Genomic DNA, 20134 nt, shown 5'->3' with positions numbered 1-20134 from the left:
TCGCCGCCCGGCCGACGCCCACCGGCGTCCCGGGCCCACTCGGCGAGGTGGACACCGTGGCACACTGGCGGGCTCTGATCGTCCTCGGCACGGCCCAGTTCCTGATGGTGCTGGACACGTCCGTCATGAACGTCTCCATCAGCCAGCTGGTCGAGGACTTCGACACCGAGGTGACCACCATCCAGGCCGTCATCACGCTGTACGCGCTGGTCATGGCGGCCTTCATGATCGTGGGCGGTCGATGCGGGGACATCCTCGGACGGCGCCGGATGTTCCTGTTCGGCCTCGTCGTGTACGCGGTCGGCTCGGCCCTGACCGCCGCCGCCCCCACCGTGTGGGTCCTCGCCCTGGGCTGGTCGGTCATCGAGGGGCTGGGCGCCGCGATGGTGCTGCCCGCCATGGCCGCGCTCGTCGCCGCCTCCTACCGGGGACGGGACCGGGCCGTCGCGTACGGCGTCATCGGCGGGCTGGCCGGCGCGGGCATCGCGGTCGGACCGCTGCTGGGCGGCTGGGTGACGACGTATCTCACCTGGCGGCTGGTCTTCGCCGGTGAGGTCGTGGTCGTCCTGGCGATCCTCGCCTTCCGCCGTGCGATCACCGACATCCCGCAGACCGGGCCCCGGCCCCACCTGGACGGGATCGGCGCCGCGCTCTCCGCGGTGGGCCTGGCGCTGGGCGTGCTCGGGGTGCTGCAGAGCGGCACCTGGGGCTGGGTGCAGCCGCGCAACCCGCCCTTCACCGTCCTGGGCTTCGCGCCGACCCTCTTCGTGATCGGCCTCGGCGCCGCCGTCCTGGCCGCCTTCGTCCGCTGGGAACGGCACCAGGAGCAGCGCCACGCCGACCCGCTGGTCCATCTCGACCTGCTGCACAAGCCCGCCCTGCGCTCCGGCCTGCTGTGTCTGCTCAGCCAGAACCTCATCCTGCTCGGGCTGTTCTTCGCCATCCCGCTCTACCTCCAGGTCGTCCAGGGCTTCGACGCCTTCGAGACCGGACTGCGCCTGCTGCCCGTGTCCGTGACCATGCTCGTGGCGTCAACACTCGCCGCCCGGCTCGGGCGGACGGCGGGTCCGCGCCTGGTGGTACGGCTGGCCCTGCTGACCCTGGTCGCCGCCATCGTGTGGCTGCTGGCCACCATCGACCCGGACATCGACGACGTGCAGTTCGGCTGCGCCATGGGGCTGCTCGGCATCGGGATGGGCCTGCTCGCCTCGCAGCTCGGCAACGTCGTCCAGTCCAGTGTGGGCGAGGAGGAGCGCAGCGAGGTCGGCGGGCTGCAGTTCACCGCCCAGAACCTCGGGTCCGCGCTGGGCACCGCGCTCATCGGGTCCCTGCTCGTCGGTGCCCTCGCCCAGGCCTTCACCACCCAGGTGGAGAACGATCCCCGGCTTTCGGAGGAGACCGTACAGCGGACGAGCGTCGCGCTGGAGGCCGGGATCTCCTTCGTGCCCACCGACCAGGTGCGCTCGGCGGCCGAGCAGGCCGGGCTGCCGCCCGCCGAGGTCGACGCGCTCACCGACTCCTACGCCGAGGCGCAGCTCGACGGACTGAAGGCGGGCATCCTCGCCGCCGGCGGCATCACCCTGGCCAGTCTGCTGGTCACCTCGAAGCTGCCCGCCCGGCCGTCCACCCGTCCGCAGCCGTCGCGCGTCGGCGCGGCCTGACCTGCGAAGGAGCCCGATCATGTCCGACACCGAGCGGATGACGGCCAGGGATCCCACCTCCGAGCGCCGGGCCCGGTCCGACTACACCGGAGGCGTCTACGGCTCGATGCTCGCCGCCTCCGTCGTCGTCGGCGCCGGAGCGCTGGGCGACTTCCCCCGCCTGGAGCTGGTGGGGCTGCTGTTGCTGACGGGTGTGGTGTTCTGGCTGGCGCATGTGCACGCCCAGATGTTCGGGGCGCGGCTGGCCCAGCGACGCCAGGACCGCGGCGCCGTCCTGCGGCAGGTGTGCCGGGAGGAGTGGCCGATCGTCGAGGCCGCGGTCCCGCCGGCCGTCGCGGTGGCCGTCAGTCCCGTCCTCGGGCTCGATCTGGCGGGCGCGCTGTGGCTGGCGCTGTCGGTCGCCGTGGCGGGCCAGGTCGGCTGGTCGGCGGCCGCGGCACGGCGGGCCGGGGCCGGCTGGCGGCTGGTGGCGGTCACCGCCTCGGTGAACCTGCTGCTGGGCCTGCTGATCATCGCCTTCAAGCTGCTCATCACGCATTGACCGCGCCGTGTTCCGGAGGCATCGCCGCAGATCAGCCGGGTGGGCGGGACGGCGTCTCACCTCTGGAGGGTGAGGCTCCGCGGCCCGCCGCGACGGACGATCGCAGGGAGACCACAAGGAAGGCTCATGCGCTACGAGATCCGTGTCGACGGACAGATGTCGGAGACGTTGATCAAGGTCTTTCCCGAGCTGGACCACGTCGTGATGTCCGGCCAGACCGTCCTGTTCGGACACGTCGTCGACGAGGCGCATCTGTACGGCCTGCTGGCCCGCTGCCAGTCCCTGGGTCTGCACGTCCTGGAGATGCGGCAGATGCCGGACTGACGCCAGTGGACCCCCGTTGGGAGAAGAAACCATGACCGTGCCGCCCGGCGGGGACCCCGCCGCCGTACTCTCCGCCCTCGGCCGCTCCTGGACCTGGCTGCTCGGGTCGGCCGTCGCCATGCTCGTCCCCGGCGTCCTGGTGCTGGTCTGGCCGGACGAGACCCTGCACGTCCTCGCCGTGCTGATCGGGCTCTATCTGCTCGTGACCGGGCTGTTCCGGTTCGTCGCCGTCTTCGCCCGGGAGGATCACGGCGAACGGCTGCCCGGACTCCTGCTGTCCGTGCTGTACGTCCTGGCCGGTGTGCTGTGTCTGCGCAACCCGCTGCAGACCATCGCCGCGCTCTCCCTGATCGTCGGGGCCGTCTGGCTGGTGTCGGGCGTCCTCACCCTCTACACGGCCCTGGCCGCCCGGGATCTGCCGCACCGGGGCTTCGTCCTGGCCGCCGCCCTGCTCGCCGTCGTCGCGGGCATCGTCGTCCTGGCCCTGCCCACCGAGTCGGCCCGGGCGCTGACCCGGCTGCTCGGGCTGTGGCTGGTGCTGCTGGGCCTCGCCGAGGTGGCGCTGGCCCTCGCCTGGCGGGCGGCCCTGCGCCGGGCGGGGCTCACCCGCTCGGGGTGAGGCGCCCCCCGCTTGCCGTACGCACGCTGAAGACGGCAGTCAACCGCCGACGGGCGAAGGGCCCGGAACGGAGGACGGAGATGACCGGGGACACGTACCTCGCGTACGACTATCCGCTGCTCAGCGCCTTCTGGACCATGCTGATCTTCTTCCTGTGGATCATGTGGTTCGTGCTGCTGTTCCGCGTCATCGTGGACATCTTCCGCGACGACGACCTCAGCGGCGGGGCCAAGGCCGGCTGGCTGGTGTTCTGCATCTGCCTGCCCTTCCTGGGCGTGTTCGTCTACGTCGTGGCCCGGGGGAAGAACATGGGCCGCAGGGAGACCGCCCAGGCGAAGGAACAGCAGCGGCAGTTCGACGACTACATCCGGGAGACCGCCAAGGGCTCCGGCGCCCCCACCAGCAGCGTGGACGAACTCGCCAGGCTCTCCGAGATCAAGGCCCGCGGGGACATCACGGACGAGGAGTTCGACCGGGCCAAGAAGCTGGTCCTGAGCGGGCACGGCTCCACGGGCCACAGCTGAGCCGCCGGACGACACCGAAGACAGCGAAGACAGCGAATCGAGGCAGGGCATGACGACCAATCCGACGCGCGCGCACGAGGCCCGGCGGCACTGGGCCGAGGGTCTGACGGCGTTCGCCGCGGTCACGCTCATGATCGCCGGGGTGCTGGACATCTTCCGCGGGATCATGGGGATCGCCGAGGACGACATCTTCATCACGACGCGCAGCTACGTCTTCCGGTTCGACGTCACGGGCTGGGGCTGGGTCCATCTGATCCTCGGGGCGGTCGCGGTGATCGTCAGCCTGGGACTGTTCCAGACGGCCATGTGGGCCCGCGTCGGCGGTGTGGCCATCGCGAGCCTCATCATCATCGCCAACTTCCTCTCCCTGCCGTACTACCCGGTCTGGTCGGTGGTGATGATCGCTTTCTCCGCGTTCGTCATCTGGGCGCTGTGCGTCGTACGACCCGACCGGTACGCCTGACAACTCCGCGCGATCAGGAAGGCTTTCGACATGTGCCGATGGCTGGCCTACTCGGGGACGCCCATCCTTCTCGACACGATCCTGTACAAGCCCCAGCACTCGCTGATCGACCAGAGCCTGCACTCCCGGTTGGGCGTGGAGACGACCAACGGCGACGGCTTCGGCATCGGCTGGTACGCGCCCGAGTCGGACGACGAGGTCCCGGCGGTCTTCCGGGACGTCGGACCGGCGTGGAGCAACCGCAACCTGCGGGAGATCGCCCGCCATGTCCGCTCCCCGCTGTTCTTCGCCCACATCCGGGCCACGACCGGCACGGCGGTGCAGCAGACCAACTGCCATCCGTTCCGGCACGGCCGCTGGCTGTGGATGCACAACGGGGCGATCACCGACTTCCACCGGATACGGCGCGACCTCGCCCTCGCCGTCGACCCGCAGCTCTTCCTCGACATGGAGGGCTCGACGGACTCCGAGATGATGTTCTACCTGGCCCTCACCTTCGGTCTGGAGAAGGATCCGCCGGCCGCCGTGGAGCGGATGGCGGGGCTCGTGGAGCAGGTCGGGCACGATCACGACGTGGAGTTCCCGCTGCAGATGACGGTCTCCGTCGCCGACGGCGAGCGGCTGTGGGGCTTCCGCTACTCCAGCCAGGGGAACTCCCGCTCGCTCTTCTACAGCACCGCGGTGGAGACCCTGCGCCAGCTCCACCCCGACCTCACCTTTCTGCACGGGGTCTCCGACGACACCCGGCTCGTCGTCTCCGAACCCCTGGGCGACCTCCCGGGCGCCTGGAACGAGGTGCCCGAGAGCAGTTACGGCGTCGTCGAACCGGGCGCCGACCAACTGCACCACTTCGCGCCCCAGGCGGCGTAGCGGTTCGGGGCCGGCCGGTTCAAGGGCAGGCGGTTCAGTGGACGGAGAATCCGCCGTCGACGAAGATCGCCTGCCCGGTGACATAGCCGGAGGCGCGGGACGCCAGGAACACCGCCGCTCCGGCGAAGTCCTCGGCCAGCCCGTTGCGGCCGACCATGGTGCGCGCGGCCAGCGCCGCCACCCGCTCCGGGTCGGCCGACAGCCGTGTGTTGAGCGGGGTCATGACGAAGCCGGGCACCAGGGTGTTGCAGGTGACGCCGTGCGGCGACCACGCCTCCGCCTGGGAGCGGGCCAGCGACTCCAGCGCCCCCTTGGAGACCCCGTACGCGCCGCTCTGGACGAAGGCCCGGTGCGCCTGCTGGGACGTGAGGTGGATGATCCGTCCGAAGCCCCGCTCGGCCATGCCGGGACCGAACCGCAGGCCCAGCAGATAGGGCGCCTCGAGGTTCACGGCCATCGTGGCGTCCCACACGTCCTCGCCCAGCTCGCCCATCGGCGGCCGCAGGTTGACGCCCGCGCTGTTGACGAGGATGTCCGGCTCGCCGAACACGGCGGCCGCGTTCTCCGCCGCAGCGCGCACCCCGTCGCGCGTGCTCAGATCCGCGCTCACCCAGGCCGCCCGCGCGCCCGCCGCCGTCAACTCCTCGACGGTGGCGGCCAGTTCCGGCTCCCGGCGGGCCACGACCACCACCCGCGCCCCGGCCCGCGCGAGCGCGCCGGCGATGGCCCGGCCGATGCCGGAACTGCCGCCCGTCACCATGGCGACCAGGCCGTCCAGCGAGAACAGTTCGGAGAGGTACGCGTGTGACCCGTCCGGCGATGTCATGCCCGTATGTCCTTTCTCGACGAAGTCGGGCGGTCGCGTTCCGTCGCCAGAAGGCCGGCGTTCCACGCCTGGCCTCGGATGAAACCGCCCCCGCCCCGTAGCAGTATGGAAACACGCAAGCGTCAAAGGCGGGGCCGATGAAACAGCGGCGCACTCCCGATGCCGGGACTCCGACGAGTCCGGAGGACGAGGCCGACGAGGCCGGCACGGCCCTGGCCGTCGTCAGCGACGAGGGCGTCGTGACGGGCTGGAGCGAGGGCGCGCGGGCGCTGCTGGGATATCCGTCCGAGGAGATCGTCGGCAGGCCGGCCGGTCTCCTCCTCGACACCGTGGTCGGCCCGGAGACGCTGAGCGAGATCCGTCACCTGCAGCGATGGATCGGCCGGATCCCGCTGCGGCACCGGGACGGCCACCGGACGGCAGCCCATGTCCTCGCCCACCATCGAACGGCCGGCCTGACAGCGCCCGAGTGGCTCCTCGTCTCGGCGCTCCCGGTCGGGGGCGTGCACCCGAGCGACGACACCCTCGCGCTGTGGACCTTCGAACAGTCGCCTCAGTGCTCCCTGGCCGTGTACGACACGCGCCTGCGCATGCGCCGGTCCAACACCTACGCGACCGACGCCGCGCAGCTGCCCGAGGAGGGGATCCGCGGCCTGCGGATCTCCGAGATCCTCGCGAACCCGATCGGCGACAGCCTCGAAGAGGCCATGATCCAGGTCCTGGAGACCGGTGAACCGCAGTACCGGGAGTTCGGACGCCAGGCCATCGACCTCCACGCCCGGGCCTGGTCCACCCAGCTCTACCCGGTACGGGACGGGGAGGGGATCGTCCGCGGCGTCGGGATGGCGTCCCACGACAACACCGAGCAGGACCGTGCCCGCAGACGGCTCCAGCTGCTGAACGACGCCAACAACCGGATGGGAGGCACGCTGGACGTGGCGGTGGCAGCTCAGGAACTGGCGGGCGTCGCCGTACCGGAACTCGCCGACTTCGCCGCCGTGGACCTGCTGCCCGACCCGGACTCCGCCCGGGTGGCCACGGACGGGGAAGCCCCGGCGGGGACCGCGCCGCTCCCCGTTCGGCTGCGCCGGACAGCCCACCGGTCCGTACTCCCCGGAACGCCGGAGGCGGTCGTCGCGGTGGGCGAAGTGGACCGTCACACGGCGGCGTCCGCGACGGCGGAATGCCTGGCCACCGGCCGGCCCGTGCTGCGCGACGCTTACGACCGGCTGCCCGCCGACTGGTTGGAGGGGGACACCCGACGCGAGGAGACGGTCCGCGCGTTCGGCATCCACTCCGTCCTGGCCGTGCCGCTGCAGGCCAGGGGAACCACCCTCGGAGTCGCCCTCTACGCCCGCCACCGCCGGCCCGTCCCCTTCGCGCAGGAGGACGTGCTGCTCGCCCAGGAGATCACGACCAGGGCCGCGCTCTACATCGACAACGCCCGCCGGTACACCCGGGAGCGGGGAACCGCAGCCGCCCTGCAGCGGACGCTGCTCCCCCAACGGCTGCCCCACCACGCCGCCGTGCTGGCCGCCTCCCGGTACCTGCCCGCCGGCGCGCTCGGCGGAGTGGGCGGCGACTGGTTCGACCTGATTCCCCTGTCCAGCGCCCGGGTGGCCCTGGTCGTCGGTGACGTCGTCGGGCACGGCGTCCAGGCCGCCGCCACGATGGGCCGGCTGCGCACCGCCGTACGCACCCTCGCGGACGTGGACCTTCCACCGGACGAGTTGCTCACCCATCTCGACGATCTGGTGATCCGTCTGTCGGCCGAGACGGACGCGGAGGGCACCTCGTCCTCCCCGCAGACGTCGGCTGCCACCGGGGGCTTCGGCGCCACCTGCCTGTACGCCGTCTACGACCCCATCTCGCGCGTGTGCACCCTGGCCGACGCGGGCCACCCGGTGCCCGCTCTCCGCACCCCCGCCGGCACCGTCGACTTCCTCGACGTACCCGCCGGGCCTCCGCTCGGCCTGGGCGGTCTGCCCTTCGAGGCGGTGGAGTTCACCCTCCCCGAAGGCAGTGCGCTCACCCTCTACACCGACGGTCTGATCGAGTCCCGGACCCTGGACATCGACGAAGGCATGGCGCGACTGCGGGAGGCTCTGGCCGGGCCCGCGGCCTCGCCGGACGAACTGTGCGACGCCGTACTCGGCATGCGGCCGCCCCCACACCGAAGCGACGACGTCGCCCTGCTGATCGCCTTCACCCGGGCCCTCGACTCCGCCCACGTCACCACCTGGGACCTGCCCGCGGAGCCGTCCGTGGTGGCTCGGGCACGCAGGCTCGTCAGCGCCCGGCTCACCGCATGGGGACTCGAGGACGCCGCCTTCGTGACCGAACTCGTGGCCAGCGAACTCGTCACCAACGCGATCCGGTACGCGGCTCCGCCGATCCAGCTGCGCCTCATCCTCTCCGAACCCCCCGGGGAACCGGAAGGAAATCCGATGCGCCGGCTCATCTGCGAAGTCTCCGACGCCAGCAGCACCGCTCCTCATCTACGCCGTGCCCGCACCTACGACGAGGGCGGCCGAGGCCTGCTGCTGGTGGCCCAACTGACCCAGGCCTGGGGCACCCGCTACACCACCGCCGGGAAAACCATCTGGGCCGAACAGAACATCGACGAAACGGCGGACTGAGGCGGCGGGGCCGGCGGACCGAAGCGGCGGGGAGGCGGGACTGAGGCGGCGGGGCTGGCGGACCGAAGCGGCGGGGGCGGTGGACCGATGCAGCGGGGCGTGTGGACCGAAGCGGCGGGGGCGGTGGACCGATGCGGCGGGGGCGGTGGACCGATGCGGCGGGGGCGGTGGACCGATGCAGCGGGGCGTGTGGACCGAAGCGGCGAGTGCGGTGGACTGAGGCGGTGGGGCCGGCGGACCCAAGCGGTGGGGCCCGTGGACCGAAGCGGCGGGGCCGGCGGACCCAAGCGGTGGGGCCCGTGGACCGAAGCGGCGGGGGCGGTGGACCGATGCGGTGGGGCCGGTGGACTGAGGCGGTGGAGCCGGCGGACCCAAGCGGCGAGGGCGGCGGACCGATGCGGCGGGGGGTGTGGACCGAAGCGGCGGGGCGTGTGGACCGAAGCGGCGAGGGCGGTGGACCGAAGCGGCGGGGGCGGCGGACGGAAGCGGCTGGGCCCGTCGGTCGGCGGTCGGCCCGGGGCTGGTCGACGAGGCCGCCCACCTTCCGGGCGGCCTCAGCGTCCCACGGATCCCGGCCCGCGCGCCGTCCCGGTCAGGACGGCTGGACCTGGTCGAAGAGGGCGAGGGCTTCGGCGGGGTCCGGGCTCACCAGGCGTTCCAGACCGGCCGTCGTGATCTTCGCCCATCTGCCGGCCCGTGCCCACATCCGTTCCTCGAAGGCCCGGACGGCGTCGTCCACATCCGCGGGGCCGGTGGCGAGGGCCTCGGCGAGTTCGGCGCCGTCCAGCATCGCGAGGTTCGCGCCCGCCCCCAACGGGGGCATCAGATGGGCGGCGTCGCCCAGCAGCGTCACCCCGGGAACGTGGGTCCAGGTGTGGGACACGGGCAGGACGTGGAGGGGGCGTTGGACGAAAGCGGTGCCGTGGCGGAGGAGGTCGAGGACGGGAGCGGCCCAGCCGTCGAACCGGGCCAGCAGGCTCGATCGCACGGTCTCGGCGTCGGCCCCGTCCGGGTCCGTGTGCCCGTCCAGCGGCGCACGGAACCGGGCGTACACCTTGACGTGGCCGCCGCTGTTGCGCTGGGCGACGAGGGCCCGGTTCACGCCGTACACGGCCAGGGAACCGTCGCCGATCAGCCGGGCGAGGTCGGGGTGGCGGGTGTCGACGTCGTCCAGGGAGGTCTCGACCGAGGTCACGCCGGTGTAGTGCGGCGTCACCGCCGAGACGGCCGGACGGACGCGGGACCAGGCGCCGTCCGCGCCGACCACGAGGTCGTACGTCTCCTGGCGCCCGTCCGCGAAATGGACCCGTACGCCGTCCCGGGTCCCCGGCACCACCCGCGTCACGCCCCGCCCCCACTGGACGTCGAGAGGGCCGAGCAGCAGGTCACGGAGTTGCCCGCGGTCGATCTCGGGATTGGCCCGGTCGTCCGGGCGGGGTCGCCAGTCGCGCAGGACGGTCCCGTCCGTGTCCAGGATGCGCATGGCCTGCCCCTCGGGACGGGACAGCTCCTGGAACTCCGTTAACAGCCCCGCCTTGTCCAGCGCGAGCTGGCCCAGCCCTTCGTGCAGGTCCAGCGTGCCGCCCGGGGGTCGGGCGTCGGGGCCGGGATCCAGTTCGAGGACGGCGACGGGGTGATCATGGCGATGCAGGACGCGGGCGAAGGTAAGGCCGGCGGGACCGCTCCCGACCACGGCGATGCGGTGTCTCATGTCGATACACTGTATTTTCCCGGGACGGTGTATCGCAACAGTACGGTGTGACCATGACTGTGTGGGACCGGCCGGAGCCGCCGATTCGCCCCGTGCCGCTCGACCGGAAGCGGATCGTCGCCGCCGCCGTCGCGCTGGCCGACCAGGGCGGACTCGATGCGGTGTCGTTGCGCAAGGTCGCCGGCCGGCTGGATGTCGGCCCGATGCGGCTGTACGGATACATCTCCACCAAGGAGGAGCTGTTCGACCTCATGGTGGACGAGGTCCAGGCCGAGATCCTCCCCGAGGAGCAGCCCGGCGAGTGGCGGGAGGCGCTGCGCGTCCTCGCCCACCGCACCCGGCGGACCGCACTCCGGCACGAATGGCTGGCCGACCTGCTCGGCGGCCGCCCGACCCTGGGCCCGAACGGCCTCGCCGTGACCGAGGCGACGCTGGCCGCCCTCGACGGCCTCGCCGACGTCGACACCGTCCTGCGCGCCGTGGAGACGGTCAGCGCCTACTTCACCGGCGCGATCAGGCGCGAGATCGCGAACCTGCGGGCCGAGCGGGCCACGGGCCTGTCCAAGCGCGACTGGCAGCGTGCCTCCGGCCCCCATGTGACGAAGATGCTGGCCACAGGCCGCTTCCCGGCACTGGCCAAGGCGGTGTACGACGGCACGGACGTGGAAGCCGAGACGTCCTTCGCGACGGGCCTGGACTGGGTCCTCGACGCGGTGGCCGCCAAACTCACCCAGCCGCCGGCATAACACCCACCCGACTCGGCCGCTCCTCGGCCAGGAGGGAGGGCCGACCGGCTTGCCGACGGGCAGGCCGTGCGCCGCCTTTCCGCGAACCGAACCACCGTCGACGTAGGGCACCCTTGCCATCCGAACTGTTCCGATATATCGTTGACGCATCGCGACAGATCAACGATGGAATGGAGTGATGGCGATGCGCAGCCACGGATTCGAGCGTGGACATGGTGAGGACGGCCCCTGGAGCGGCCGCGGCGGACGGGGTGGCCGGCGTGCGGCCTTCGGGCCCTTCGGTCCGGGTGGCCCCGGCTTCGGCCCCGGCGGTCCCGGTTTCGGCCCGGGTGGACCGGGCGGACCGGGCTTCGGTCCCGGCCCCTGGGGCGGACGAGGGCGCGGCGGGCCCAGGGGAAGGGCACGGCGCGGTGATGTACGGGCCTCGATCCTGGCCCTGCTCAAGGACCGTCCGATGCACGGTTACGAGATGATCCAGGAGATCGCCGAGCGCAGCGGCGGGGCGTGGAAGCCCAGCCCCGGCTCGGTGTACCCGACCCTCCAGCTGCTGGAGGACGAGGGTCTGATCAGCAGTGAGAGCGAAGGCGGCAAGAAGCTGTTCTCGCTCACCGAACAGGGTCGTACGGCGGCCGAGGAGGGCCCGGAAGCCCCCTGGGAGGAGGCCACGCGTGGCGTCGACTGGGAGGCGCTCGGCGAGATCCGCCAGGCCGGGTTCGGTCTGATGGAGGCCTTCGGGCAGGTCTGGAAGACCGGCAGCAAGGACCAGCGCGACAAGGCGCTCACGGTCATCAACGAGGCCCGCAAGAAGCTGTACCTGATCCTCGCCGACGAGGACTGACAGCAGGCGTACGACGACGAAGGCGCCCCGTGGAGCGATCCGCGGGGCGCCCTCGCGTGCCGTACGGCGGCCGTGGCCGGGCCGGGTCAGGCCACCAGGCCGCCCAGCTTGCGCAGCGACTCGTTCAGGGCGGCCGTTCCCGAGTCCTTGAGCTTGCCCGCCATCAGCGACACGGCCGCGCCCGTGAACTCGCCGTCGATGCGGACCGTCGTGGCGTCCCCGTCCGGGGTGAGGGTGTAGCGGGTGGCCACGGACACCGCCATCGGGCCCTTGCCGCGGATCACCAGCACCCGCGCCGGTTCCAGCTCCGCGACCGTCCACTCGACCTCGGCCGGGAAGCCCATCAGCTTCATGTTCTCCTGGAAGGTCGCGCCCACCTCGAGGCTCTCGGGTCCGCCCTGGGGGAAGTTGGTGTGCGTCGCGTTCCACTCCCCGTAGGCCGGCCAGTCGGTGAGCTGGGCCCACACCTTCTCGGCCGGTGCCTGGATGCGTGCCTCCGCGCTGACTTCGGCCATACGACCACCCTCCTCGTGTCGGGCAACTGGGCTGCGGTGTCGCGGAACGTAGCCCCAGGGCCTCGAACATTCAATACTGATGAACCGTCAGGGATTGTGGAGGGCGTCCTTCACGGCGCGAGGCCGTCAAGGCGGCGCGCGCCCCGACGGGTGTGTGGCCTGATCTCATCCGTAAGGAGGAGATTCCGTCCGCCTGTGTCCGCTCTGCGTGGGACGCGCAGATGGTTCCCTCCGGGGATGACTCGGCCGTCCGGGACTGATGAGGTGGGGATGTGCAACCCCGTATCCCCCGGCAGTCGACAGGTGACCAGGCGACGCACGGGACGGACGACGACCCGAGACTCGACGCCGAGTCCGCGGCGGTACTCGCCGCTGCCCGCCGCCGGGCGGTGCGCGACGGGGACCGGCAGATCGACACCGCCCACCTCCTGCACTCCCTCCTCGAACACGACCCCCGGGTCCGGGCCGCCTTCGGCGAAGGGCCCCAGCTCGCGCGGCTGCTCGGCTATCTCGTCCAGCGCAGCATCGGCTACGGCCTGCGCTGGCAGAGCGGTGTCGAGGACTCCGGGGCCCTGCCCGTCGTCCCGGCGGTGGAGGGGTTCTCGCCGCTCGCCGCCGCCGCGCTGGAGCAGGCGTGCGCGCGGGCCGGCCGGCCGGGCGGTACACGGGCCCGCGGACTCGACCTCCTCGTCGCGATCGTCGCGGACCCCCAGGCCCGGGCCGTCGAGGTCCTCGCCCACGCCGGGGTGGACGTGCGGGATCTGCGTGCCCGCATCGAGGAGGACCCGGCGGCGGAGGAGTGGGAGGAGTACGCCGGGGGCACCGGCCCGACCCACTGAGATCCCCCTGGCCGCCGCCCCTCCCGTCCCGTGCCTGTCCTGTGCCTGTCCCGTGTCCCGTCTGGTGCCTTGTCTCGTCTTGTGCCTTGTCTCGTGTCTGTCCCGGCCTGTCCGGTTCTCGAGACAGGTGTCATCGGGGATGACGGTCATGTCATCGCCTGTCATCATGTGCCGGTGCGTACCTCTGGAACCAGTCAGGGCAGCCGCGGCAAGGGCATCGGGCTCGGGCTGGCGGTCGGGTCGGCGATCGCCTTCGGCGGATCGGGGGTCGCGGCCAAGCCGCTGATCGAGGCGGGGCTCGACCCGCTGCACGTGGTGTGGCTGCGGGTGACCGGCGCCGCCCTGGTCATGCTGCCGCTCGCCGTGCGGCACCGCGCGCTGCTGCGCCGCCGCCCCGCGCTCCTCGCCGGGTTCGGTCTGCTCGCGGTGGCCGGCGTACAGGCCTTCTACTTCGCCTCGATCTCCCGGATGCCCGTCGCGGTCTCCCTGCTCCTGGAGTACCTCGCGCCCGCCCTGGTGCTCGGCTGGGTGCGGTTCGTGCAGCGCCGGCCGGTGACCCGGGCCGCCGCGCTCGGTGTGGCCCTCGCGGTGGGCGGCCTGACCTGTGTCGTGGAGGTGTGGTCGGGACTGCGCTTCGACGCCCTCGGGCTGCTGCTCGCGCTGGCCGCCGCCTGCTGTCAGGTCGGCTACTTCGTCCTGGCCGACCAGGGCGGAGACGCCGGCGACGACGCCCCCGACCCGCTCGGTGTGATCGCCTACGGCCTGCTGATAGGCGCGCTGGTGCTGACCGTCGTGGCCCACCCGTGGAACCTCGACTTCTCCGTGCTCGCGGGCTCCGCCGACCTGAACGCCGGCCGGGTCCCGGCCTGGCTGCTGCTCGGCTGGCTCGTGCTGATCGCCACGGTCGTCGCGTACATCACCGGAGTGGTCTCCGTGCGCCGGCTCTCCCCGCAGGTGGCCGGGGTGGTGGCCTGTCTGGAGGCGGTCGTCGCGACCGTGCTGGCCTGGGTCCTGCTGGGCGAGCACCTTTCGGCGCCGCAGCTCGCCGGTGGCGCGCTGGTGCTGCTCGGCGCGTTCATCGCCCAGTCGTCCGCGCCCGCCAAGGGGTCCCCGCAGCCGGTCGCCGGCGGCGAGCCCGAGCGGGATCCGTCCGCCCGGGAAGCCGCCGCCTGACGAGGGCGGGGCGGCGCGTCAGCGCGTCACAGCGCCGCCAGGTAGTCCGGCACCTCGGCGCCGGGGGCGAGGTCGGTCTCCGGGAGCGGGGTTCCGTACCCCTTGCGCAGCGGGAGCACTCCGGCCCAATACGGCAGGGCGAGGTCCTCGGGCTCGTCGTTCACCCCGCCGGTGCGGGTCTTGGCGGAGACCTCGGTCAGGTCGAGGCGGATCACCGCGGTCGCCGCCAGTTCCTTCTTGTCCGCCGGGCGGGAGTCGGCGGCACGGCCCGGGACGACATGGTCGACCAGCGCGTCGAGGGCGGCGCGCTTCTCCTCCGGGTCGGTGACGTCGTACGCGAGGCCGTGCACCACGACCGAGCGGTAGTTGACCGAGTGGTGGAAGGCCGAGCGGGCCAGCACCAGACCGTCCACGTGCGTCACCGTCAGGCACACCGGCAGCCCCGGGTCGGCCCGGCCCGCCATCCGCAGCGGACGCGAGCCCGTCGAGCCGTGCACGTACAGGGTCTCGCCGACGCGTCCGTACAGCGTCGGCAGCACGACGGGCGCGCCGTCGCGGACGAAGCCGAGGTGGCAGACGTACCCCTCGTCGAGTATCGAGTGCACCAGGTCCTTGTCGTAGGAGGCCTTCTGCGGGGCGCGCGTGGGGACCGTGCGGTCGGTCGCGGGATACGCGGCGGGCTGCGGTGTCGGCTGGGGAGTCCCCTGCATTGGTGTTCTCCATTGCACTAGTGCATAATCTTCTTTGTGCTAGGAGAGTATCGGATCGAAGGCCGGCGCGCAGCGGACATTTCCGCGAGTATCGAGCGCGCGGTGGGCGAAGGCGCCCTGGAACCGGGCCAACTGCTGCCGCCGATGCGGGAGTTGGCGGTGACGCTCGGGGTGAACCCGAACACGGTCGCGGCCGCCTACCGCACCCTGCGCGAGCGCGGCGTCATCGAGACACACGGACGCCGGGGCAGCCGGGTGCGGCCCAAGCCCGCCACCACCGGCCGTGAGAAGGTGCGCCTCGATGTGCCGGAGGGGGTCCGTGACCTGGCGGACGGCAACCCCGACCCGGCCCTGCTGCCCCCGCTCGCGGGCGCCTTCGCGGCGGCCGCCGAACGCGCCGACCGCGAGCCGGTCCTGTACGGGGCCGATCCCGTCGACCCCGGTCTGGCCCGAGCGGCCCGCGCCGCGCTGGACGCGGACGGCGTGCCCGCCGGACCGCTCACCGTGGCCTCCGGCTCGCTGGACGCGGTGGAACGCGTCCTCGTCGCCCACCTCAAGCCGGGCGACGGGGTCGCGGTGGAGGACCCCGGCTGGGGGCGCACCCTCGACCTCGTCCCGGCGCTCGGGCTGCGCACGGTCCCGGTCGGCGTCGACGACGAGGGCCCGCTCCCGGGCGATCTGCGCGCCGCCCTGGAGGGCGGGGCGCGAGCCGTCCTGATCACCGACCGCGCCCAGAACCCCACCGGCGCCTCCGTGACCGCGGCACGCGCGCGTGCGCTGCGTGAGGTCCTCGCCGAGCACCCCGGGGTCCTGCTCATCGAGGACGACCACGGGCACGGCATCGTCGACCTGCCCCTGCACCCCCTCGCCGGCGTCACCCGGCACTGGGCCTTCGTCCGCTCGGTCGCCAAGGCCTACGGCCCCGACCTGCGGCTCGCCGTGCTGACCGGCGACGAGATCACCGTGGACCGGGTGCGGGGGCGCCAGCGGCTGGGACCCGGGTGGGTGAGCCTGCTCGTCCAGCGGGCCGTGGAGCGGCTGTGGGCGGACGGGGCGGTGGACGGCCACGCGGTGGCCGCGGCCTATCGGGGGCGACGCGAGGCGTTGATCGGCGCGCTCGCCGAGCGGGGGGTCGCCGCGCACGGGCGCAGCGGTATGAACGTGTGGGTGCCCGTGCCGGACGAGACCGGGGTGGTGGCCAGGCTGCTGCACGCGGGGTGGGCGGTGTCACCGGGGGCGCGCTTCCGGCTGAGCGCCGGGCCCGGGGTGCGGATCACCGTGTCGACGTTGGGGGAGGAGGAGGTCGGCCCGCTGGCGGACGCGGTGGCCTCGGCGGTGGGCCCGGCGCCGGTGCGGAGTTATGTCTAGCGCGGTCGGGTGCGGGTGCGGGTGCGTTGTGGCTGGTCGCGCAGTTCCCCGCGTCCCTTCGGGCGCGTCACCTCGTCCTCGCTTGAGTGAGCGCCGCCCCCGCCAGCACGATCACCGCCCCCACCGGCGTCGACCAGCTCAGCGGCTCGCCGAGGAGGGCGACCCCCGCTGCCGTCGCGATCACCGGGATGAAGTACGTGACCATCTGCGCGGTCGTCGGGCCCACCTCGGCGACCAGGCCGTACTGGATCAGCAGGGCCAGACCCGTGCCGAGGGCGCCCAGCGCGGCGATCGCCAGCAGCGGCAGCAGGGCGAGGTGGTCCGGGACCCCGGCGAACAGCGGGGTGACGACCGCCAGTTGGAGGCTGGCCACGCCCAGTTGCGCGCCCGTCATCGACAGGGCCGAGGCCCCCGTGCCGGCCAGGGTGCGCCGGACGTATATCCAGCCGATCGGGTAGCTCAGCGAGGCCAGCAGGGCCATCGCCGTGCCGCGGGCGTCCAGGCCGTGGAAGCCCTGCCAGGCGCCCAGGACCGTCAGGACACCGAGGAAACCCAGGCCGAGGCCCGCGACCCGGAGCCGGGTGGGCCGGTCCTCGGACAGGGCGACCAGGGAGAGGGCCATGCCCCACAGGGGGGAGGTGGCGTTGCAGATCCCGGCCAGGGTGGAGGGGATCGTCAGCTCGGAGTAGGCGAAGAGCGAGAACGGCAGGGCGTTGAGCAGGAACGCGGCGACCGTCAGATGCGCCCAGGTACGGGCCCCGCGCGGGAGCCGCTCCCGCCGCACCGCCATCGCGACCGCCAGCACCGCCGTCCCGAACACCAGCCGGCCCAGGGTGACCTGGAAGGGGGCGTAGCCGTGGGTGCCCACCTTGATGAGCAGGAAGCTGAAGCCCCAGATCAGCGAGAGCGCGCCGAACCGCAGACGCCAGTCCAGGGTGCGGCGGGTGCGGGGGACGGCGGGGGCGGCGGAGGTGCGGGCGGCGGCGGTGTCGGCGGCGGTGGTCATGGCCGTAACGATGCGGCACAGGACCTCGTAGCACAATCGATAATTCGCACCGGATACCTCGTAGCATTGCTTATATGTTGAACCTGGAGCGCCTACGGACTCTCGATGCCCTCGCCCGGCACGGCTCGGTCAGTGCCGCCGCGGCGGGCCTGCACATCACGACCTCGGCCGTCTCGCAGCAGCTGGCCAAGCTGGAGCGGGAGGTCGGGCAGCAGCTGCTGGCCAAGCACGGCCGGGGGGTGCGGCTGACCGACGCGGGGCGGCTGCTCGCCGACCACGCTGCCCGGATCCTGTCCCAGGTCGAGCTGGCGCAGTCCGATCTGGAGGCCCGGCGCGGGCAGGTGGCGGGGGAGCTGCGGATCTCCGCGTTCCCGACCGCCGCACGCGGGCTGTTTCCCAGGGCGCTGGCCGAGCTGCGCAAGGCGCACCCCGGGCTGCGGCTGCGCTCCTGCGAGCTGGAGCCGGAGAACGGCGTCGCGGGGGTCGTCCGCGGCGATCTCGATCTCGCCGTCGTCCTGGACTGGTACAACAAGCCGATGCCCGTGCCGGACGGGCTGGTCAAGGCGCCACTCCTGGACGACCCCGCCCAGGTGGCCATGCCGGCCGGGCATTCGCTCGCGGACCGGGACGAGGTGGATCTCGGGGAGTTCGCCGGGGACGAGTGGATCACCTGGGGCGAGGGCGAGTTCTGTCACGAGTGGCTGATGTTCACCCTGCGCTCGCGGGGTGTCGAACCGATCGTCGGCCATCGGGCCGCCGAGACCCACACCCAACTCGGACTGGTCGCAGCGGGGTTGGGCGTCTGCATCGTGCCGCTGCTCGGGCGCGACCCCGTGCCCGAGGGGGTCGTCATGGTCCCGCTCAAGCAGCGGGTGCGCCGCCATGTGTATGTGGTCTGGCGGGCGGACGCGGACCGCCGTCCGTCGATCCGGGCGGCGGTCGAGGCCCTCAAGTCGGCGGGAGCCGAGGTGAGTTGACCGGCCGGTCGGCTATCCGTCGACCAACTTGCGGAAGTCCCAGGAGACGACCTTCTCCGGCCGCAGCCGCACCCACGCGTGCCGCCCGTCGTGCGGCATCGAGTCCAGGCCGAAGTTCTTGCGCGCGAACAGCGTCTCCACGGCGTCGAGTTCGGCGCACAGCTCACCGGTACGCGGAGCCTCGCCCACGAACTCCACGGCACCGGACAGCTCGACGCCCCGCAGCGACTCGTACTCCTCACCCGTGTCGACCACGATCGCGACCCGGGGGTCGCGGGTGAGCTGCGTCCAGCGCTTGCTGCGCACGACCGAGTACAGCCACAGCGCGCTGCCGTCCCACAGGAACCACAGGGCGCTCACATGCGGGGCGCCGTCGGCGGAGACGGTGGCCACCCGGCAGGTGCGCTGGGTGGTGAGGAACGCGTCCAGCTCACCCGACGACATCATGATCTTCCGGCCCCGACGCTGAGTGACGGTCATCCGGCCCCCTCATCCTTCTTCTCTTGTCACTGCTTCCCGTGTACTGCTTACCAGTACGACTTTTCTGACACTGTGTCAGAAAAGCAAGTGTCCCGACATCAGGGGGAGCCGTGCCGTCGTCCGAAGAGCTCCGGGACATCCTCGACCCCGATTCCACCGTGCTGCTCACCGTGGAGTGCCAGCGGGGTGTCGTCGGCCCCGGTGCGGCACTGCCTCAACTCGCCGCCGCCGCAAGGGAGTCGGGCGCCCTCGCCAACGTGGCCCGGCTGGTCGGCGCCGCACACGAGGGCGGGATCCAGGTCGTCCACGCCGTCGCCGAGCGCCGCCCCGACGGCCGGGGCGCCAGCCGCAACGCGCGCCTCTTCCGCGCCGCCGAGCGCCTGCCCGTCCAGCAGCTCGCCGGTACGGACGCGACCCGAATCGCGCCCCCGATCGAGGTCGCCGAGCAGGACCTCGTCGTACGACGGCTGCACGGGCTGTCGCCGATCGAGGGCACCGACCTCGACGCCCTGCTGCGCAACCTCGGCTGCCGCATCCTGGTCGTGACCGGGGTCTCGGCCAACGTGGCGATCCCGAACACCGTCTTCGACGCGGTCAACCGGGGCTACACGGCCGTCGTGCCGACGGACGCGATCGCGGGGGTGCCTGCCGACTACACCCCCGCGATGATCCGCCACACCCTCGCATTGGTCGCCACGGTCGCGACCACGGACGAGGTGCTGGCGGCCCTGAGGCAGCCGGACGTCAGGCCAGCGTGATCGAGTCGCCGCTGACGGTGATCTTCACCTCGGGCAGCGCCTGGGTCGCCGGACCGCTCTTCACGCTGCCGTCCTCGATCGAGAAGTTGCTGTTGTGGCAGGGGCAGTTGATGACCCCGTCCGAGATGCTCTTCACCGCACAGCCCTGGTGGGTGCACACGGCCGAGAACGCCTTGTACGTGCCCGCCGCCGGCTGGACGACGACCACCTTCTGGGAGTCGAAGATCTTGCCGCCGCCCTCCGGGATGTCGGCGGTCGTGGTCAGCGCCGCGCCGGCCGCGCTGTCCCCGCCGCCCGTGCCGCCGGTGCTCGCGGACTCACTGGCCCCCGTCGAGCCGGTCGACCCCGTCGTGCCGCCGGTCGAGGCCGACGACGAGGAGGAGTCGTCGTCGGACCCTCCGCACGCGGTCAGCGCGACGGAGAGCCCCGCGGCTCCGGCGGCCGCCATGACGGTGCGGCGGGCGGGTTGCGACGCGGAGTTGATCGATGCGCTGGTCATGCTGAGGATTCCCTTCCAGGGGGGTGCGTGGACCTGCCGAGTGGTAC

22 protein-coding genes are annotated in these 20134 nt (G+C 72.5%); 15 read left to right on the top strand and 7 right to left on the bottom strand.

Going from position 1 to position 20134, the window contains the following annotated elements; genetic code table 11:
* Positions 1 to 56 precede the first annotated feature (56 nt).
* From ABZ464_RS16190 to ABZ464_RS16160, 7 genes are all read left to right on the top strand, one after another.
* Positions 57 to 1661 carry an MFS transporter gene (locus ABZ464_RS16190; RefSeq protein WP_359276708.1) on the top strand — a complete coding sequence of 535 codons (1605 nt, stop codon included), beginning with the start codon at positions 57 to 59 and terminating at the stop codon, positions 1659 to 1661.
* A 19-nt stretch (positions 1662 to 1680) separates the two neighbouring features.
* The gene (locus tag ABZ464_RS16185; RefSeq protein ID WP_359276706.1) at positions 1681 to 2202 is read left to right on the top strand and encodes a hypothetical protein; all 522 of its coding nucleotides are present in this window, start codon (positions 1681 to 1683) and stop codon (positions 2200 to 2202) included.
* A 126-nt stretch (positions 2203 to 2328) separates the two neighbouring features.
* Positions 2329 to 2526 carry a hypothetical protein gene (locus ABZ464_RS16180; RefSeq protein ID WP_133917937.1) on the top strand — a complete coding sequence of 66 codons (198 nt, stop codon included), beginning with the start codon at positions 2329 to 2331 and terminating at the stop codon, positions 2524 to 2526.
* A 31-nt stretch (positions 2527 to 2557) separates the two neighbouring features.
* Positions 2558 to 3145: a DUF308 domain-containing protein gene (locus ABZ464_RS16175; RefSeq protein ID WP_359276703.1), complete on the top strand. Its 588-nt coding sequence runs from the start codon at positions 2558 to 2560 to the stop codon at positions 3143 to 3145.
* Between the two features lie 80 nt (positions 3146 to 3225).
* Complete coding sequence (locus ABZ464_RS16170; RefSeq protein WP_359276700.1) at positions 3226 to 3669, top strand: SHOCT domain-containing protein; 444 nt, start codon at positions 3226 to 3228, stop codon at positions 3667 to 3669.
* A 49-nt stretch (positions 3670 to 3718) separates the two neighbouring features.
* Positions 3719 to 4132 (top strand): hypothetical protein, encoded by a 414-nt coding sequence (locus ABZ464_RS16165; protein ID WP_359276698.1) that lies wholly within the window; start codon positions 3719 to 3721, stop codon positions 4130 to 4132.
* A 30-nt stretch (positions 4133 to 4162) separates the two neighbouring features.
* On the top strand, positions 4163 to 5002 hold the full coding sequence (locus tag ABZ464_RS16160) for a class II glutamine amidotransferase (protein ID WP_359276696.1): 840 nt from the start codon (positions 4163 to 4165) through the stop codon (positions 5000 to 5002).
* Between the two features lie 34 nt (positions 5003 to 5036).
* On the opposite strand, the gene ABZ464_RS16155 is transcribed toward ABZ464_RS16160, so the two are convergent.
* Positions 5037 to 5828, bottom strand: coding sequence for an SDR family oxidoreductase (locus ABZ464_RS16155; RefSeq protein WP_359276693.1), 792 nt, complete (start codon positions 5826 to 5828; stop codon positions 5037 to 5039).
* A gap of 137 nt (positions 5829 to 5965) precedes the next feature.
* Here ABZ464_RS16155 and ABZ464_RS16150 point away from each other — a divergent pair, with 137 nt between their 5' ends.
* The gene (locus tag ABZ464_RS16150) at positions 5966 to 8467 is read left to right on the top strand and encodes a SpoIIE family protein phosphatase (RefSeq protein ID WP_359276690.1); all 2502 of its coding nucleotides are present in this window, start codon (positions 5966 to 5968) and stop codon (positions 8465 to 8467) included.
* A gap of 592 nt (positions 8468 to 9059) precedes the next feature.
* Here the strand turns inward: ABZ464_RS16150 and ABZ464_RS16145 are convergent.
* Positions 9060 to 10178: an NAD(P)/FAD-dependent oxidoreductase gene (locus tag ABZ464_RS16145; protein WP_359276687.1), complete on the bottom strand. Its 1119-nt coding sequence runs from the start codon at positions 10176 to 10178 to the stop codon at positions 9060 to 9062.
* Between the two features lie 53 nt (positions 10179 to 10231).
* Between ABZ464_RS16145 and ABZ464_RS16140 the strand changes: the two genes are divergently transcribed.
* Both ABZ464_RS16140 and ABZ464_RS16135 read left to right on the top strand, forming a co-directional pair.
* Positions 10232 to 10924, top strand: coding sequence for a TetR/AcrR family transcriptional regulator C-terminal domain-containing protein (locus ABZ464_RS16140; RefSeq protein ID WP_359276684.1), 693 nt, complete (start codon positions 10232 to 10234; stop codon positions 10922 to 10924).
* Between the two features lie 184 nt (positions 10925 to 11108).
* The gene (locus tag ABZ464_RS16135) at positions 11109 to 11762 is read left to right on the top strand and encodes a PadR family transcriptional regulator (RefSeq protein WP_359276681.1); all 654 of its coding nucleotides are present in this window, start codon (positions 11109 to 11111) and stop codon (positions 11760 to 11762) included.
* A gap of 86 nt (positions 11763 to 11848) precedes the next feature.
* Here the strand turns inward: ABZ464_RS16135 and ABZ464_RS16130 are convergent, their stop codons facing one another.
* On the bottom strand, positions 11849 to 12277 hold the full coding sequence (locus tag ABZ464_RS16130) for an SRPBCC family protein (RefSeq protein WP_359276678.1): 429 nt from the start codon (positions 12275 to 12277) through the stop codon (positions 11849 to 11851).
* A gap of 272 nt (positions 12278 to 12549) precedes the next feature.
* Between ABZ464_RS16130 and ABZ464_RS16125 the strand changes: the two genes are divergently transcribed.
* Positions 12550 to 13116 carry a Clp protease N-terminal domain-containing protein gene (locus ABZ464_RS16125; protein ID WP_359276675.1) on the top strand — a complete coding sequence of 189 codons (567 nt, stop codon included), beginning with the start codon at positions 12550 to 12552 and terminating at the stop codon, positions 13114 to 13116.
* Positions 13117 to 13284: 168 nt separating this feature from the next.
* Positions 13285 to 14289 (top strand): DMT family transporter, encoded by a 1005-nt coding sequence (locus ABZ464_RS16120; protein ID WP_359276672.1) that lies wholly within the window; start codon positions 13285 to 13287, stop codon positions 14287 to 14289.
* A 26-nt stretch (positions 14290 to 14315) separates the two neighbouring features.
* Here ABZ464_RS16120 and ABZ464_RS16115 read toward each other — a convergent pair whose 3' ends face one another.
* Positions 14316 to 14999: a pyridoxamine 5'-phosphate oxidase family protein gene (locus tag ABZ464_RS16115; protein WP_359276669.1), complete on the bottom strand. Its 684-nt coding sequence runs from the start codon at positions 14997 to 14999 to the stop codon at positions 14316 to 14318.
* A gap of 36 nt (positions 15000 to 15035) precedes the next feature.
* Here ABZ464_RS16115 and ABZ464_RS16110 point away from each other — a divergent pair, with 36 nt between their 5' ends.
* Positions 15036 to 16367 carry an aminotransferase class I/II-fold pyridoxal phosphate-dependent enzyme gene (locus tag ABZ464_RS16110; RefSeq protein WP_359276667.1) on the top strand — a complete coding sequence of 444 codons (1332 nt, stop codon included), beginning with the start codon at positions 15036 to 15038 and terminating at the stop codon, positions 16365 to 16367.
* A gap of 67 nt (positions 16368 to 16434) precedes the next feature.
* Here ABZ464_RS16110 and ABZ464_RS16105 read toward each other — a convergent pair whose 3' ends face one another.
* Positions 16435 to 17409 (bottom strand): DMT family transporter, encoded by a 975-nt coding sequence (locus tag ABZ464_RS16105; protein ID WP_359276665.1) that lies wholly within the window; start codon positions 17407 to 17409, stop codon positions 16435 to 16437.
* A 38-nt stretch (positions 17410 to 17447) separates the two neighbouring features.
* Here ABZ464_RS16105 and ABZ464_RS16100 point away from each other — a divergent pair, with 38 nt between their 5' ends.
* Positions 17448 to 18350 (top strand): LysR family transcriptional regulator, encoded by a 903-nt coding sequence (locus tag ABZ464_RS16100; RefSeq protein WP_359276662.1) that lies wholly within the window; start codon positions 17448 to 17450, stop codon positions 18348 to 18350.
* A 12-nt stretch (positions 18351 to 18362) separates the two neighbouring features.
* Here ABZ464_RS16100 and ABZ464_RS16095 read toward each other — a convergent pair whose 3' ends face one another.
* A complete protein-coding gene (locus tag ABZ464_RS16095; RefSeq protein WP_359276660.1) occupies positions 18363 to 18830 on the bottom strand; it encodes a pyridoxamine 5'-phosphate oxidase family protein in 468 nt (155 codons plus the stop codon).
* A 110-nt stretch (positions 18831 to 18940) separates the two neighbouring features.
* Here ABZ464_RS16095 and ABZ464_RS16090 point away from each other — a divergent pair, with 110 nt between their 5' ends.
* Positions 18941 to 19588 carry a cysteine hydrolase gene (locus ABZ464_RS16090; protein WP_359276657.1) on the top strand — a complete coding sequence of 216 codons (648 nt, stop codon included), beginning with the start codon at positions 18941 to 18943 and terminating at the stop codon, positions 19586 to 19588.
* On the opposite strand, the gene ABZ464_RS16085 is transcribed toward ABZ464_RS16090, so the two are convergent.
* The gene (locus ABZ464_RS16085) at positions 19575 to 20087 is read right to left on the bottom strand and encodes a Rieske (2Fe-2S) protein (RefSeq protein WP_359276656.1); all 513 of its coding nucleotides are present in this window, start codon (positions 20085 to 20087) and stop codon (positions 19575 to 19577) included. The genes ABZ464_RS16090 and ABZ464_RS16085 overlap by 14 nt on opposite strands.
* Positions 20088 to 20134: the final 47 nt, after the last annotated feature.

It is taken from the genome of Streptomyces sp. NPDC005820, from assembly GCF_040630255.1.
Taxonomy (GTDB): Bacteria; Actinomycetota; Actinomycetes; order Streptomycetales; family Streptomycetaceae; genus Streptomyces.
The sequence above is the reverse complement of the archived record's forward strand: the minus strand, read 5'-3'. Positions and strand labels throughout refer to the sequence as shown.